Source organism: Streptomyces sp. APSN-46.1 (assembly GCF_022815725.1).
Lineage (GTDB): Bacteria > Actinomycetota > Actinomycetes > Streptomycetales > Streptomycetaceae > Streptomyces.
Genome location: NZ_JALGRF010000007.1, coordinates 224,226 through 238,505, shown reverse-complemented (window position 1 = coordinate 238,505; position 14,280 = coordinate 224,226). Strand labels below are relative to the sequence as shown.

Sequence of the window (14,280 nt, the reverse complement as noted above, 5' to 3'; positions counted from 1 at the left end):
TGGAGCGAAGAAACATCATTCCGGAGCTGCTTCGCCACATCCCCTCATGGTTCAGTCAATCAGCGTCTGTTTTCGGTCATCCAGTCGCATGCGTGATCAACGGCATCCGGGAGGGAGAAGAGCATGGCCGATGCCCCTCCCACCCGCCCCCTGCGCACCCGGGAATCCGGGAACGACCTGCCGATCTCCGCGAAATCGCTGTCATCCAGCGCGACGTCCTCGAACGCGGTCCATGCTCCCCCTTGCTCACGCCCTTGCTCACGTCCTTGCCGAGCTCCCGGAAGGTTCACCTTCACCACACACTCGTACATGCGCAAGGGGGGCTTCGGAATTCGATACTCCGCGAGATGGAAAGCGGTACAGGCCGAAAAACCCACATTGATCATGAGTACCTGGCCGCCCTCCCAGCACATCTTTCCCAAGGGTGACTCCTCACCCAGATGGCTTTCGATCCGGTGCCCCTCGCACAGCCGTTCCGCGTCCTTGCCGAGCGCCGCGAAAGAGGTCTGGGGATGCCCGCTGCGCACGGCGCCGCGGGCGGTACGGACGGCCTCGGCGAAGGCGCCCATGCCCTGACTCGGGGTGCGCTCGGGGTCGAACGCGGGCATCCGGTCGCGGAACGCCCGCACCTCGGGCTCCGTCAGGCCGGCGATCCGGGCCAGGTGAGCGTGCGAGGTGGTGGAGTTCTCCGGGGTGAACGCCGGGACCACCAGGGTGCCGTGCGGGCCGAGGACCCCGGTCAGGGCGTCGCGCAGGGTATCGGCGCGCAGGCCGGTGCCGCCGAGGGAGGCGTGCACCATGAGCCGGGTCCGGGGGCGCACCCCGAGCAGGCGCAGCTGGACGGCGAGGGCGAGGACCCCGGGGGCGGGGCGGGTCCCGGCTGGGCCGGCTGGGTCCGCTGGGCCGGGCGGGGGAGTCACGCGCCGGCCTCCTTCAGCTCCCAGCGCAGCTGTTCCACCAGCCGTTTTCCGGTGCTGGTCAGCTCCGCCGCCCCGGACAGCCGGTCCAGGGCCCGGTGGATCCGGTCCGCCCCGCCCGGCTCCGGGAGCGCCGCGGCCCGCCGGTACGCCTCCACCGCCACCCGCTCGTGTACGTCGGCCAGCAGCCGGGACACCGGAACCGGCCGCTCCCGCCACGGCGAGGGGTGCTGCCACTCCCCGTCCAGCGCGTACAGGTCCGTCACCTCGGTCAGCGCCCGCAGCCGGGTCCGGCGCCGCCCGGTCAGCAGCGCGAGCGCGGTCTCCCGTACCCCCGCCGCGTACGGCACCCCGAGCGCCCCGGGCCCGTGCCGTCCGGCCTCGCCCCAGCCGCCCGCCCGGGGGCCGCCCGCGAGCGGGGTCAGCGTGGTCAGCCCCGCGCCGGCGGCCCGGGCGAACTCCGGCACCGTGTCGTGCAGCAGCGCCCACGCCTGGTCCAGCCGGGCCCGCCACTCCCCGGCCTCGCCGGCCCCGAGCCGCAGCCGGGGCGGCCGGGCGAAGCAGTTGCGGTACGGATCGAGGTCCTCCAGCGCCACCGGCGCCGCGTCCGGCCCGGGCGACCAGGTCCGTACGGGCAGCCAGCGCGGATCCCCCGCCCCGGGCCCGAAGCGGTGCTCGGCGCGGTGGTCCCGTACGGCGTACCCGTCCTCGGTGGCGCGCAGCACGGCCGGCCCGTCGGCGCCGGGCTCCCCGCGCCGCAGCAGCCCCAGCGTCGGCAGATACACCTCGCCGTCCCGGTACGTCACCTCGGCGGGCAGCTCCAGCCCGCCCCGCAGCACGGCGGCGGCGGTCAGCGCGGCCAGCCTGCGCGCCGCCTCCCGGGCGGGGGCCCCGCCGTCTCCGGGCGCACCGTCTCCGTGCCCGCTGCCCACGGGCCGTTCCCGGACCGCGTCGAGGGCCGCCAGCACCCAGGTCCGGGTGAACGGGTGGTCCACCACGGCGTCCACCGCGTCCGCGCCCGCATCCCCGGCCCGCTCCACCTCGGCCAGCAGCTCCCAGGCCCGCGCCCAGTCGGGGTGGCCCGCCAGATCCTCGTGCAGCCGGGCCAGCAGGATCCGGGTCAGGTCCTCCTGGGCCCGGGCGAGTTCGGCGGGGTCGGCGAGCTGCGGCGCGCTCTCGCGGGGAGCGGTCCTGGCCTCGACCCCGTCGACCAGTTCGCGCAGGTCGGCGCAGTACACGGAGGGGTTGTCGAAGCCCCCGCCGGTGTCGCCGTCGGCCTTGTAGCGGTGCGTGTAGAGGCCGCCGCCGCACGAGCGTACGACGGGGCACCGGCGGCACGCGTCGCTGACGCCGGCCAGGCCCAGCTGCCGGGCCCGCACCCCCGGATGGGCCGCGACCTGGTCGAACGTGTGGTCGAAGACGTTGAATCCGGTGGCCGCGGCCCCCTCGAAGGCGCTCTTGAGGGAGTCCACCTGCTCCAGGGTCCCGTCCGTCTCGACCACGACGAGGTCGGTCGGGGCGAGGCCCAGGGACTCGGTCAGGCTGGGCCCGCCGCGCAGGGTGGAGAGCAGGGACTCGAAGAGCCGTACGGGCACGGGCCGTTCGCGCCGCTCCCAGTGGTCGAAGACCCTCAGCAGCCAGCGCGCGTAGGCGTCGGGGGCGCCGTCGGGGCGGGGCGGCGGGGTCTCCCAGGTGGCGTGCGGGAGGAGGAAGTCCACCCGGGGCGGCTCCAGTTCGACGAGGGCGTCCAGGACGGCGACGGGGTCGTTGGCCACGTCCACCGTGCAGAGCAGGCCCTGGTAGAGGTGGCGGTAGGGCTCCGAACGGAGCAGTTCGACGGCGGCCAGGACCAGGGGGTGGCTGGTGCGGCCGTCCGCGAAGCGGCGGTGCCGGTCGTTGGCGGCACGGTCTCCGTCGAGGGAGACGCCGACCCGGACGCCGTATGCGGCGAAGAGGTCGAGGTAACGGGTGCTGAGCTGGAGCCCGTTGGTGTGGACGCGCAGATCGAGTTCCGCGATTCCGGCGAGCGCGCGGGTGAACTCCTCGCATACGAACCGGAGCCGGGCGGTCCCCGCCAACAGGGGTTCCCCTCCGTGGAGAATCACCGTGACGGAGGGGAGCGCATGGTCACGGGCATGCTCGGCGAGTCGTGACGCGGTGTGGGTGACGACCTCGGGGGAGATCACTTTCGGCCGGCCTCGCCAGCTCTGATCTGCGTGTTCGTAGACATAGCAATGATCACAAGCAAGATCGCATCTGCTGTGAACTTTCAGGACGATCTCGCGAAATGCGATCAGGCCGGTCATTCCACCAGTCTAGAGCCGTACTTCCGTGTCAGAGCGCGGAGTTGAAGATCGGCGCCTGGACCGGGCGGCGGGATTCCGCCGGCAGTACGCGGCCGAGCGTGGCGGTGGCGAAAGCGCTGCGGACGTCGATCCGGGCGAGCGGGACCCGGCGGGCCTTGACCGTGCTGGTCGGGGGGGTTGCGGAAGTGTTCACGACACCGTCCTCGGGGAAGCCATGTGGAATGGGCATGTGAATGACACCAGCGACGTGCTGGTGTCAAGCGTGGACTTTACTCGTCCGCACCCCATTGGCAACTGAGGCATGACGCCTGGTCAAGCGTTCTACGGGAAGCCCCCGCTATTTCCCGGGGTCCCGTATTCGGCCGTTCGCCTGACGGCAAGATCGAATTCCCCTTTCCGGGTGCGGGGCCGCGCCGACCCGGTGTCAGCCGGGGCCGTCCCCCACGGTTTTGATCATGCTCCCCGTTGTCGTTGGCATGTGCACGCCATCCCTACGCGCGAGCAGGCTCCTCGTCGGCGAGAACATCGCCGTGGAGACCAATAACCCCAGCGTCCGGTTCGGCCGCTGCAGTTCCTCTACGTCAACTTGATCCGGTCCTGAAGGACCGGGCTTGGAGGTAGGGCCCGACTGGCTGCCGGATTGTCTCCTCCGTCCAGACCACCTGCAGGGTGGTTGGGACGCGTGACTCACGCCCCGCGGTCCACACGTCTTCGGCCTTGCGGTCGATGTTGTGGGATGCGTTGTCGTCCGCGTGCATGGTGACGCCGCAGGCGCGGCACGCGAACGTTGCTTGATCGACTCGGTTCTTCCGGTCGATGTGGCCGCACTCGGAGCATTGCTGGCTGGTGTATGCCGGATCGACGTACACCAGCGGCACCCCGGCCCGCAGCGCCTTGTAGGCGATGAACCGGCCGAGCTGGTGGAAGCTCCACGAATGCAGTTGTGCCCGCTGGTCCTTGCGGAGCCGTACCCGGTCGCGGATGCCCGTGAGGTCTTCCAGGGCGATTCCACGTCCGGTGCGTTCAGCGGTGGTGACGATCTTCTTCGAGATGATGTGATTGATGTTCGCGGCGTGCCGCGCCTCTTTGCGGCTGCGGTGCTTGAGCCGGCGTTTGGCGGACTGGGTGCCCTTGGCCTGGAGCTTGCGGCGTAGTTCGAGCTGCCGCTTGCGGTGCCGGTTCAGACCGCGCCCGGCGGCCCGGTAGCCGGTGGATGTGGTGGCGATGTTGACGATGCCGAGGTCCACACCGATGAACCCGGACGGGTTCTCGTTGACCTGGGCCTCGGGGACCTCACACACCGCGATCAGATAGAACACGCCGTCGCGTTCGATCAGGTCCGACTCGCCCTTGCGGTACTCGCGGAGCATCTTGAGTGCGCCGACGGAGCAGGCGAAACGGACGTTCCTGAGCCGCCCCGCCGTGGTCCAGATACTGACGGTCCGCACGTCGTACTGCCAGGACAGACACCGGTCGTCGTACGGCTGTGCCGCCTCCGGCCGGAAGGTGATCGGCTTCGACTCCGCTTTGACCCTGCGTTTCGATCCGGGCCTGCCGAGGTTCCCCGCCCGGATGTTCGCCTTCAACGTGGTGTAGGCGTCGCGGGTCTTCTTGATCACGTGTTGGGCTGCCTGCGCCCCAAGACCGGAAGCCTTCAGCCCGGCATAGGTGTGCTTGCGCAGTTCGTACTCACGCGGCACGCCATGCTCGAACGCCACGGCGGACACCAAGTTGGCCCGCTCGTTGACCGTGCGCAGGGTTGCACCGATGGCCGGTGCCTGTACGGCATCCGGCATCAGCTTCACCTGCACGACGAGCTTCATACGGGATACCCTACTACCATTGATCTATGTCACCACGCTGGGAGCCAAACGCCAATATTCGCAGGGGTCGTACGGTCGTCTACACCCTCCATGCCCACTTGGTCTTCACACCCAAGTACCGGCGCGGACCGTTCACTGACGAGATCCTTCGGCGCTGCGAGGAGGTCATGCGGTCCGTCTGCGCCGACTTCGAAACCGAGCTGGTCGAGTTCAACGGCGAACGCGACCACGTTCACCTGCTGGTGCACTACCCGCCGAAAGTTTCCATCTCCAAACTGGTCGGCTCTCTCAAGGGCGTCTCCGCCCGCAGGCTCCGCCAGGAGTACCCCGAGCACATCCGCAAGTACCTGTGGGGCGCACACTTCTGGTCACCCTCATACTTCGCAGCTTCTTGCGGCGGAGCGCCGCTGTCCATCATCAAGGAGTACATCGAGCAGCAAAAACATCCGATGTGACCTGCACGTCAGAGCAGTCCAGAGAAGCGATTCCTCCCGGGCCTGAAGGCCCGGGGTTCCTCGCTAGATCACGCTGAACTGCATGCCCGGCTTCTCCGCCCCGAGCGGGTACCGGCTGGAGCGGTCGAAGATCGAGGGCTGTGTCCTGACCAACTACGACCCCGACCACCCGCTCGGGTAACACCCCTCAAACGGGCTGCTGTTCGCCGAGCGGCGACGCCGGCAGCGCCTTGAGCAGCCAGGTCAGTACGTCGGGCAGCGCGCGCAGCGCCGCGAAGTGCGCGGCGGTCGGGTCGATGGTGGTGGTGGCCCCCGGGATCCGGCGGGCCAGCCAGCGGGAATGGCCCACGGGGGAGAACACGTCCAGCTCCCCGTGCCAGATGAGGACCGGGCTGCGGATGTCGGCCGGGTCGAAGCCCCAGGGTCTGCTGAAGGCGAGCGCGTCGTCGATCCAGCCCCAGGCCGAGGTGCGCAGCCCCTCGCGGTAGTTCCGCAGCAGCATCGACCGCAGGCCCGCGTCCGAGACGATCATGCGGTCGTTCGCGGTCAGCTCCCGGCGCAGCTCGTCGAGCAGCCGGCCGGGGTCCTTGCGGATGCCGTCGGCGCGCGGGATCAGCCGGGCCGCCAGCTCCTCGGGGTCGGTGGAGGCCGTGCTGTACTCCCGTACGTTCGAGGCGGCCATCCCGGCGAACCAGTCGAGGTCCTCCGCGTCCCGGGGGGCGAGGGGGACCAGGGCCGCGGTCCGGGTGACCCGCTCGGGGAGCAGGGCGGCACAGGCCAGGGCGCCGGGGGCGCCGCCGGAGCGGCCCGCCACGGCGAAGGTGTCCAGGCCGAGGGCGTCGGCGACGGAGGCCACGTCCTGGGCCACGTCGGCGACGGTACGGCCCGGATGGCGGTCCGAGCCGCCGTAGCCGGGCCGGTCGTAGGCGATGAGCTGCATCCGGCGCTGGTAGAGGACCATGCCCCGGGGGGCGGGTCCGAGCCGGCTGCCGGGCGTGCCGTGGAGCAGAAAGACCGGTCTGCCGTCCGGATCACCCCAGCGCTCCACCATCAGAGCGCGTCCGTCCGCGGCGCGCACCTGATTGCGCACGCGTTTCCCTCCCGCCGTAGACGCGAGTCGTCCCGGTGATTGTGCGCGCTGGGGGAGGAGCGCGGTAGGGCGCACTCTTGGCGCACTTGTCGTGAAGGCTTTCACATGCGACAGGTCTGTTTCCGAACTGCCTGGCCGAGAACGGGCGTTGCGGGGCGGGGTCGATCATGGCTAGCTTCGGGCGCATGGCGAGCCTGTCCGTTCTGACCAAGCGGCGCGCGGTCGACTTCAGACGAGTCTCCGGCGCGCTCCGCCGGTGACTCCTCTTCCCTCCCGCTTCCCTCCCGCCCGGTCGCCCTTCTTCCTGGAGAGTCCGTGAAGCCGTACCGCTCCGCCCTGATCACCCTCGGGTCCACCCTGGCCCTGTCCGCCTCGATCACCGTTCCGTCCGCCCTGGCCACTGCCGCGCCGCCGTACCCGGGCGCCGACCGGGGAGCCGTCGTACGCGACTGGTACGACACCACCGCCCAGACCGTCGCCGCCGCCGGCGCGCCCACCCAGGTCACCAACAGTCGTACCTGGGCCATCAGTTGGCTCGCCGCCGCGCGCGCCACCCGGGAGGCGCCCGGCGGCCGCGACCGGGCCGCCTTCCAGGACGCGGCGGTCGCCTCCGCCGTCCACGACTCCCTCGTGGCCCTCGCGCCCGCCCGTGCCCCCGAGCTCGACGCCGCGCTCGCCACCACCCTCGGCCGGATCCCCGACGGCCGCGCCGAGGACGGGGGCGTCGCCGCCGGTGCCCGGCAGGCGCGCCTCGCGCTCGCCGCCCGCCAGGGCGACGGCCTCGACCCGGCGTCCGTGAACGCCCCCTTCACCCCGGCGCCCGCCGCGCCCGGCGTGTGGCAGCCGACGCCCGACGGCTACGCCCCCGCCGCGCAGTACGGCAACCGCGTGGCCGAGCCGTTCCTGCTCGACTCCCCGGCCCAGTACCGTCTCGGCCCGCCGCCCGCGCTCGACTCGCGCCGGTACCGGGCCGACCTGGCCGAGGTCCGGGCGTACGGGCAGGCCGACAGCGCGGTCCGCACCGCACGGCAGACCGAGACCGCCGCCTTCTGGTACGGCGCCTCGCTCCCCCTCTACACCGAGCCGCTGCGCGTGGCCGTGACCCGCTCGCCCGGCTCGGCCGCCGAGCGGGCGGGACTGGTCGCGCTGTTCCACGCCGCGCTGGTCGACACGCAGATCGCGACCTCCGACAGCAAGTACGCGTACACGCGCTGGCGCCCGGTGACGGCGATCCGGACCGGCTCGATCGGCACCGACCCGGCCTGGTCCCCGCTGCACACCACCCCGTCCCACCCGGACTACCCCAGCGGCCACACCACGTACGCCGGGGCGGCCGAGGTGGTCCTGGACGCGCTCGCCGGGTCCCGTACGGCGCCGTTCACCCTCACGAGCCCGACGGCGCCCGGGGTCGAGCGGACGTACACCGGCTGGGAGCAGCTGACCCGAGAGAACGTCGACGCGCGCGTCTTCTCCGGGATCCACACCCGGTCCGCCGACGAGGCGGGTGTCACGCTCGGCAAGGCGGTCGGCCTGCACGCCCTGCGCAACGCCGGCCGGCTCCTCGCGCCGCTGCGGTAAGGGGGGCGCGGCAGCGGGCTCTGTCTCACCGGTCGTTCGCGGTGCCCCCGGCGGCCACCGCGTCCGCGTCGGGGAGCCCGCTGCCCACCGGCGGCCCGGCCTTGCCCCGGTGGACGGCGGCGCAGGCCACGGTGACGGCCGCGCCGAGGACCGCCCAGGCGGCCAGGACGAGCATGGCCCCGGCCGCGTCGTTGCCCTTGAAGTACGCGATCGAGCGCGCGGCGTACGTCCCGGCGCCCGGCGGCAGGGCCGGCCCGATGGCCCTCCAGAACGGCGGCAGCAGCGGGTACGGGTAGGCGCCGCCCGCGCTCGGGTTGCCGAGGACGACCACCAGCAGGATCGCCAGGCCGATGCCGACCACGCCCGCCAGACCCTGGAAGGCCAGGGTGATCGCGCCGACCGCGAAGACGACCAGGGTGCCGAGCCCCCACAGGGCCGTGATGCCGCCGGGCAGCGCGCCGAGGACCGGTCCCGCGATCACCGTGCCGAGCAGTCCGGCGACGATCGCGTACGCGAGCAGCGCACCGAGCCGGATGACGGCGCGGGCGGAGTTCGCGGGCCGGGCGCCGGCGCTGATCGCGAGGATCGCGGCGCACAGGTAGCCGCCCACGCACCAGCCGACGACCAGGTAGAAGGAGCTCAGCGCGCGTGCGTCGCGTGCGGCCGTCGGGGCCACGTCGGTGACCCGGAGGGTGCGGCCCTGGGCGGCCTCGGCCCGGGTGACGACCGCTTCGAGGGCCTGCGAGAGCGAGGCCCCGCCGCCGCTCGCGACCAGCAGCCGGTCGGTCCTTCCGGCCGGGTCGATGATCAGCGCGCCGTCCACGTCCCGGTTCCTGATCCGCGCGAGCGCCGCCGCCTCGTCCGTGACCGCGCGGGGGGCGAGCGGCTCGCCGGGGAGGGCGCCGAGCTGTTTCACGGAGCGCGCGGTGACCGGCTCGGCCGGTGAGGTGACGGCGAGCGGGATCTCGCTCGGCTTCGGGTGGTGGAAGGCCCCGATGTACGAGGTGATGAAGGCGAGCTGGAGTGCCAGTACGCCCAGGACCAGCAGGGCTGCCCGGGTGGTCACGGCGTCCTTGACCTCGGCGAGGAATCCGGCGGGCGCGGCGTTGGTGGGCTGGGTCATGTCTCACACGCTCGGCGTACCGGGGGCGGGACGCAGCAGGGAAGGGCCGAATGGATGACGGCCGGGCGCGCACCGGTAGTCGAACATTTGTTTCGCACGGATATTCGATTTGCTCTATGGTGGAGAGGGGGAGACAGAAGGAGTGTCGGGGGAATCGAGCGGAGCAGGAGGCGGCGGGTGCCTGGTTTTACGCATCTGCACACCGTTTCGGGGTTCTCCGTGCGCTACGGATGCTCACACCCGGAACGTCTGGCGGAGCGTGCCGCCGAGCGGGGCATGGACGCCCTCGCCCTGACCGACCGGGACACCCTCGCGGGCGCGGTGCGGTTCGCGAAGGCGTGCGGGGCGGCCGGGATCCGGCCGTTGTTCGGCGTGGACCTGGCCGTGTCGCCTGCCGGGTCGCCTGCGGCGGGCTCGGCGGGTTCGGGCGGGCCCGGAACCGGTGCGGCCTCCTCCCGGCGGCGGACCCCCGTCAGGGGCGGGGCCTTCATCGACGAATCCGCCCCCCGCGCCGTGTTCCTCGCCCGGGACGGGGCGGCCGGATGGGCCGAGCTGTGCCGGATGGTCACCGCCGCCCACGCGGGCACCGGCGGCGGCCCGCCCTCCCTCGGGGAGGCCGCCTGGCCCGACGCCCCGGCGGGGGCCGGGGCCGATGCCCCGGCCGGTGCCTGTGCCGGAGCCCCGGGGGGCCGTCGGGCTGATGCTTCGGGGGGCCGCTGGGGCGACGCCTCGGCGGGTGCCTGGGCTGGAGCTCCGGGGGGTCGCCGGGCCGACGCCCCGGGGGGCCGTTGGGGCGACGCTTCGGCGGGGGCCGGGGTGTACGTACTGCTCGGGCCCGACTCCGAGGTGGGGCGGGCGCTCGCCGCCGGGCGGCCCGACCGGGCGGCGCGGCTGCTCGCGCCCTGGCGGGAGATCTACGGCGACGCCCTGCGCCTGGAGGCCGTCCACCACGGCCGCACCGGCACCGGCCCCGGCTCGCTGCGCCTGGCCGCCCGTACCGTCGGCTTCGCCGCCGAACAGGGTGTCCCGGCCGTGCTGACCAACGCCGTCCGGTATGCCGACCCCGGCCAGGGCCCGGTCGCCGACGTCCTCGACGCCGCCCGCCGGCTGGTCCCCATCGACCCCCGCAAGGGCCTGGGCAGCGGGGAGCGCTGGCTCAAGGACCCGGCCGCCATGGCCGAGGCCGCCGACCGGATCACCCAGGCGGCCGGCCTGCGCCCCGCCGACGCCCGCCGGCTGCTCGCGGAGACCCGGCGTACCGCCGAGGCCTGCGCGGTCGATCCCGAGGACGACCTCGGCATCGGCTCCGTGTACTTCCCCGAGGCCCACCTCGTCGGCGCCGCGCACCGCACCGCCCAGCGCGTGCTGGCCTCCCGCGCCTCCGCCGGCATGGTGCTGCGCGGCTACGGCGACGACCGCCGGTACTGGGAGCGGATGCACCAGGAGCTCGACGTCATCGCCTACCACGGATTCGCCTCGTACTTCCTGACGGTCGCTCAAGTGGTGGACGACATACGGGCGATGGGCATCCGGGTGGCCGCCCGCGGCTCCGGTGCCGGCTCGCTCGTCAACCACCTGCTCGGCATCGCCCACGCCGACCCCGTCGCGAACGGCCTGCTGATGGAGCGCTTCCTCTCCAAGCGCCGCCACGTGCTGCCCGACATCGACATCGACGTGGAGTCCGCCCGCAGGCTGGAGGTCTACCGGCGGATCATCGCCCGGTTCGGCCCCGAGCGCGTCGCCACCGTCTCCATGCCCGAGACCTACCGCGTCCGGCACGCCATCCGCGACGTGGGCGCCGCCCTGTCCATGGATCCGGCCGAGATCGACCGCCTCGCCAAGGCCTTCCCGCACATCCGGGCCCGCGACGCCCGCGCGGCACTGGAGGAGCTCCCCGAACTGCGCGACGTACGCGGGGAGGAGCACGGGCGGTTGTGGGAGCTCGTCGAGGCGCTGGACGGGCTCCCGCGCGGGACCGCCATGCATCCGTGCGGGGTGCTGCTCTCCGACGCCTCGCTGCTCGCCCGCACCCCCGTGGTGCCCACCAGCGGCGAGGGCTTCCCGATGTCCCAGTTCGACAAGGACGACGTGGAGGACCTCGGGCTGCTCAAACTCGACGTGCTGGGCGTACGGATGCAGTCCGCGATGGCGCACGCGGTCGCCGAACTCCGGCGGGCGACGGGCGAGAAGCTCGACCTCGACGACCCGGGGCAGGTGCCTCCGGACGACGAGGCCACGTACGAACTGATCCGCTCGGCCGAGACGCTGGGCTGCTTCCAGATCGAGTCCCCGGGCCAGCGCGACCTGGTGGGGCGGCTCCAGCCGGCCACCTTCCACGACCTGGTCGTCGACATCTCGCTGTTCCGGCCGGGGCCGGTGGCCGCCGACATGGTGCGGCCCTTCATCGAGGCCCGGCACGGGCGGGCCCCGGTCCGCTTCCCGCACCCGGACCTGGCGGAGGCGCTGCGCGAGACGTACGGGGTGGTGGTCTTCCACGAGCAGATCATCGAGATCGTGCACATCATGACCGACTGCGGCCGGGACGAGGCGGACCGGGTGCGGCGCGGCCTGTCCGACCCGGAGTCGCAGGGGCGGATCAAGGCCTGGTTCGCGGCGAGGGCGGCCGAACGCGGCTACCCGCCCGAGGTGATCGGCCGTACCTGGGAGATCGTGGAGGCCTTCGGCTCGTACGGATTCTGCAAGGCGCACGCGGTGGCCTTCGCCGTGCCCACCTACCAGTCGGCCTGGCTGAAGGCCCATCATCCGGCGGCCTTCTACGCCGGGCTGCTCACCCACGACCCGGGGATGTACCCCAAGCGGCTGCTGCTGGCGGACGCCCGGCGGCGGGGTGTGCCGGTGCTGCCGCTGGACGTGAACCGGTCGGCGGTCGCCCACCGCATCGAACTGGTGTCCGATCTACCTCCGGTGTGGGGGCTGCGGCTCGCCCTGGCCGACATCCACGGGATCAGCGAGGCGGAGGCGGGCCGGATCGAGGCCGGGCAGCCGTACGCCTCCCTGCGCGACTTCTGGGACCGGGCGCACCCGGGGCGGCCGGTCGCCGAACGCCTCGCCCAGGTGGGCGCGTTGGACGCGTTCGGCACCAACCGGCGTGACCTGCTGCTCCACTTGTCCGAGCTGCACGGCGCCCAGCGGGCGGCCGGCACCCGGGGGAGCGTCCAACTCCCGCTGGGCGGCGGGACGTCCACGGCCGCCGTCGGGCTGCCCGACCTGACCGACGCCGAGCGGCTCAGCGCCGAGCTCGGCGTCCTCGGCATGGACGCCTCGCGGCACCTGATGGGCGAGCACCACGCCTTCCTGGCCGAGCTGGGCGTGATCCCGGCGCGGCGGCTGCGGGATGCCGCGCACGGGCAGACGGTGCTGGTCGCGGGCGCCAAGGCGGCCACCCAGACCCCGCCGATCCGGTCCGGGAGGCGGGTCATCTTCACCACCCTGGACGACGGGACCGGACTGGTCGACCTGGCCTTCTTCGACGACAGCCATGAGCGGTGCGCGCACACCGTCTTCCACTCCTTCCTGCTGCTGGTCCGGGGCGTGGTGCAGCGGCGCGGCCCGCAGAGCCTGAGCGTGGTCGGCGCGGCGGCCTGGAACCTGGCGGAGCTGGTGGAACTGCGGGCCGCGGGCGGTGTGGACGCGGTCGCGGCCCGGCTGTCCGAGCCGGCGGGTGAGAGCGCTCCCGCCACGGGCGCCGGTGGCGGGAGCGGTGGCGGGAGCGGCGGCGGCACCGGCGGTGGGAGCGGCGGCGCGGCCGGCGGCCGCCGGATCCACCTGCCGACGGGCTACGAGATGAACCCGTGGGCCGACCTCCAGCCGGCCGGCGAGCGAGCCGCGACCGGCCGCAAGCTGTGGCACTCCAGCCCGGGGAGCGCGGGATGAGCACCGGCGTCCTGCACGTCCGGTGCGCCCCGGCCCTGCCCGAGGAGGGCTACCGCGCGGTGCTGGAGCTGCTGCGGGAGTTCTCCCCGCTCGTCCAGGCCCTGCCGCCCCGGGCCGCCATCGTCCAAGTCCGGGGTGCCCAGCGGTACTTCGGCGTGGACGCCGAGCGCATCGCGGAGGTGGTGCGGCTGCGCGCGGTGGCCCGGCTGGGTACGGACGTCCGGATCGGGGTCGCCGGGACCTGGGCGGTCGCGGCGATGGCCTCCGCACGGATCCCGGGGCCGGGCGGCATCCTGACCGTCCCCGACGACGCGGCGGCGGTGGCGGGATTCCTCGGACCGCTGCCGGTGGAGGCGCTGTACGGCCTCGGCTCCCGCCAGGCCGAGGCGCTGCGCCGGTACGGGCTGCACACGGTCGGGGCACTGGCCGAGGTCCCGCCCGGGGTCGTCGAGCGGATCCTGGGCCGCCGGGCCGGCCGACTGGTCGCGGAGCGCGCCCGGGGGATCGACCCGCGCCCGGTCACCCCGAGGGACCTGCCCTCCTCGGCCGCCGTCCGGAGCCGGTTCACCCGCGAGGAGCTGGACGGCCCGCACGCCCGGGCCGAGCTGCTCGGCCTGGTGGTCCGCCTCGGCGCGACCCTGCGCGGCCGCCGCCAGGCCGCCCGGGCCCTGACCCTGACCCTGCAGTTCGCGGGCGGCACCCGCTGGGAGAAGACCCGGCGGCTGGTGGAGCCGTCCGCCCACGACGAGGACCTCCGCACCCTGGCGTACCGCCTGATGGACGCGGCCGGCCTGCAGCGGGCCCGGCTGACCGGCATGGTGCTCCGCGCGGAGGACCTGACCGGCGCCGAACGGGCGGCCCGGCAGCTCTCGCTGGACCCGGTCCGTGAATCCCGCCTGACGGTGGAGGCGGCCATCGACCGCGCCAACGCCCGCTTCGGCCCTGGCACGGTCCGCCCGGCCGCCACCTTCGGCAGGGCCTCGTAGCACCTTTCGGGGCCGGGGCGGGGGCAGTTGGGGACGACACGTCAGTTTTTTACCGACGCGTAACTTCCAAGTTTTGCTACCCGCCCGTAATTTAGCCACAGCAGCACC

At 73.2% G+C, this 14,280-nt stretch carries 10 protein-coding genes; 4 read left to right on the top strand and 6 right to left on the bottom strand.

Going from position 1 to position 14,280, the window contains the following annotated elements:
* Positions 1 to 59: 59 nt before the first annotated feature.
* The 4 genes from MTF65_RS20735 to MTF65_RS20720 all read right to left on the bottom strand — a co-directional run bounded on the left by MTF65_RS20735 (position 60) and on the right by MTF65_RS20720 (position 5,046).
* The gene (locus tag MTF65_RS20735) at positions 60 to 800 is read right to left on the bottom strand and encodes an aminoglycoside N(3)-acetyltransferase (RefSeq protein WP_243630373.1); all 741 of its coding nucleotides are present in this window, start codon (positions 798 to 800) and stop codon (positions 60 to 62) included.
* Between the two features lie 116 nt (positions 801 to 916).
* A complete protein-coding gene (gene fxsBH, locus MTF65_RS20730) occupies positions 917 to 3,223 on the bottom strand; it encodes a radical SAM/SPASM protein FxsBH, inactivated beta-hydroxylase extension form (RefSeq protein WP_243630372.1) in 2,307 nt (768 codons plus the stop codon).
* Positions 3,224 to 3,251: 28 nt separating this feature from the next.
* Positions 3,252 to 3,416: an FxSxx-COOH cyclophane-containing RiPP peptide gene (gene fxsA / locus MTF65_RS20725; protein ID WP_243630370.1), complete on the bottom strand. Its 165-nt coding sequence runs from the start codon at positions 3,414 to 3,416 to the stop codon at positions 3,252 to 3,254.
* A gap of 388 nt (positions 3,417 to 3,804) precedes the next feature.
* The gene (locus tag MTF65_RS20720) at positions 3,805 to 5,046 is read right to left on the bottom strand and encodes a transposase (protein ID WP_243630368.1); all 1,242 of its coding nucleotides are present in this window, start codon (positions 5,044 to 5,046) and stop codon (positions 3,805 to 3,807) included.
* Positions 5,047 to 5,072: 26 nt separating this feature from the next.
* On the opposite strand from MTF65_RS20720, the gene tnpA reads away from it, so the two are divergent.
* Positions 5,073 to 5,501 (top strand): IS200/IS605 family transposase, encoded by a 429-nt coding sequence (gene tnpA, locus MTF65_RS20715; protein ID WP_243630367.1) that lies wholly within the window; start codon positions 5,073 to 5,075, stop codon positions 5,499 to 5,501.
* A 187-nt stretch (positions 5,502 to 5,688) separates the two neighbouring features.
* On the opposite strand, the gene MTF65_RS20710 is transcribed toward tnpA, so the two are convergent.
* Entirely contained in the window at positions 5,689 to 6,591 is a 903-nt protein-coding gene (locus MTF65_RS20710) for an alpha/beta fold hydrolase (RefSeq protein WP_243630366.1), read from the bottom strand.
* A 315-nt stretch (positions 6,592 to 6,906) separates the two neighbouring features.
* On the opposite strand from MTF65_RS20710, the gene MTF65_RS20705 reads away from it, so the two are divergent.
* Positions 6,907 to 8,169, top strand: coding sequence for a vanadium-dependent haloperoxidase (locus MTF65_RS20705; protein ID WP_243630364.1), 1,263 nt, complete (start codon positions 6,907 to 6,909; stop codon positions 8,167 to 8,169).
* A 25-nt stretch (positions 8,170 to 8,194) separates the two neighbouring features.
* Here the strand turns inward: MTF65_RS20705 and MTF65_RS20700 are convergent, their stop codons facing one another.
* Positions 8,195 to 9,292, bottom strand: coding sequence for a DUF3533 domain-containing protein (locus MTF65_RS20700; RefSeq protein ID WP_243630362.1), 1,098 nt, complete (start codon positions 9,290 to 9,292; stop codon positions 8,195 to 8,197).
* Between the two features lie 177 nt (positions 9,293 to 9,469).
* Here MTF65_RS20700 and MTF65_RS20695 point away from each other — a divergent pair, with 177 nt between their 5' ends.
* Together MTF65_RS20695 and MTF65_RS20690 are read left to right on the top strand one after the other, a co-directional pair.
* Complete coding sequence (locus MTF65_RS20695) at positions 9,470 to 13,186, top strand: DNA polymerase III subunit alpha (protein WP_243630361.1); 3,717 nt, start codon at positions 9,470 to 9,472, stop codon at positions 13,184 to 13,186.
* Positions 13,183 to 14,172 carry a hypothetical protein gene (locus tag MTF65_RS20690; protein WP_243630360.1) on the top strand — a complete coding sequence of 330 codons (990 nt, stop codon included), beginning with the start codon at positions 13,183 to 13,185 and terminating at the stop codon, positions 14,170 to 14,172. The genes MTF65_RS20695 and MTF65_RS20690 overlap by 4 nt, the downstream gene beginning before the upstream one ends.
* The last annotated feature ends 108 nt before the right edge of the window (positions 14,173 to 14,280 follow it).

Coding starts and splice junctions, on each gene's coding strand:
- MTF65_RS20720 (WP_243630368.1), bottom strand. CDS start 5,046: ATGAAGCTCGTCGTGCAGGTGAAGCTGATGCCGGATGCCGTACAGGCA.
- tnpA (WP_243630367.1), top strand. CDS start 5,073: ATGTCACCACGCTGGGAGCCAAACGCCAATATTCGCAGGGGTCGTACG.
- MTF65_RS20735 (WP_243630373.1), bottom strand. CDS start 800: ATGGTGCACGCCTCCCTCGGCGGCACCGGCCTGCGCGCCGATACCCTG.
- MTF65_RS20700 (WP_243630362.1), bottom strand. CDS start 9,292: ATGACCCAGCCCACCAACGCCGCGCCCGCCGGATTCCTCGCCGAGGTC.
- fxsBH (WP_243630372.1), bottom strand. CDS start 3,223: ATGACCGGCCTGATCGCATTTCGCGAGATCGTCCTGAAAGTTCACAGC.
- MTF65_RS20690 (WP_243630360.1), top strand. CDS start 13,183: ATGAGCACCGGCGTCCTGCACGTCCGGTGCGCCCCGGCCCTGCCCGAG.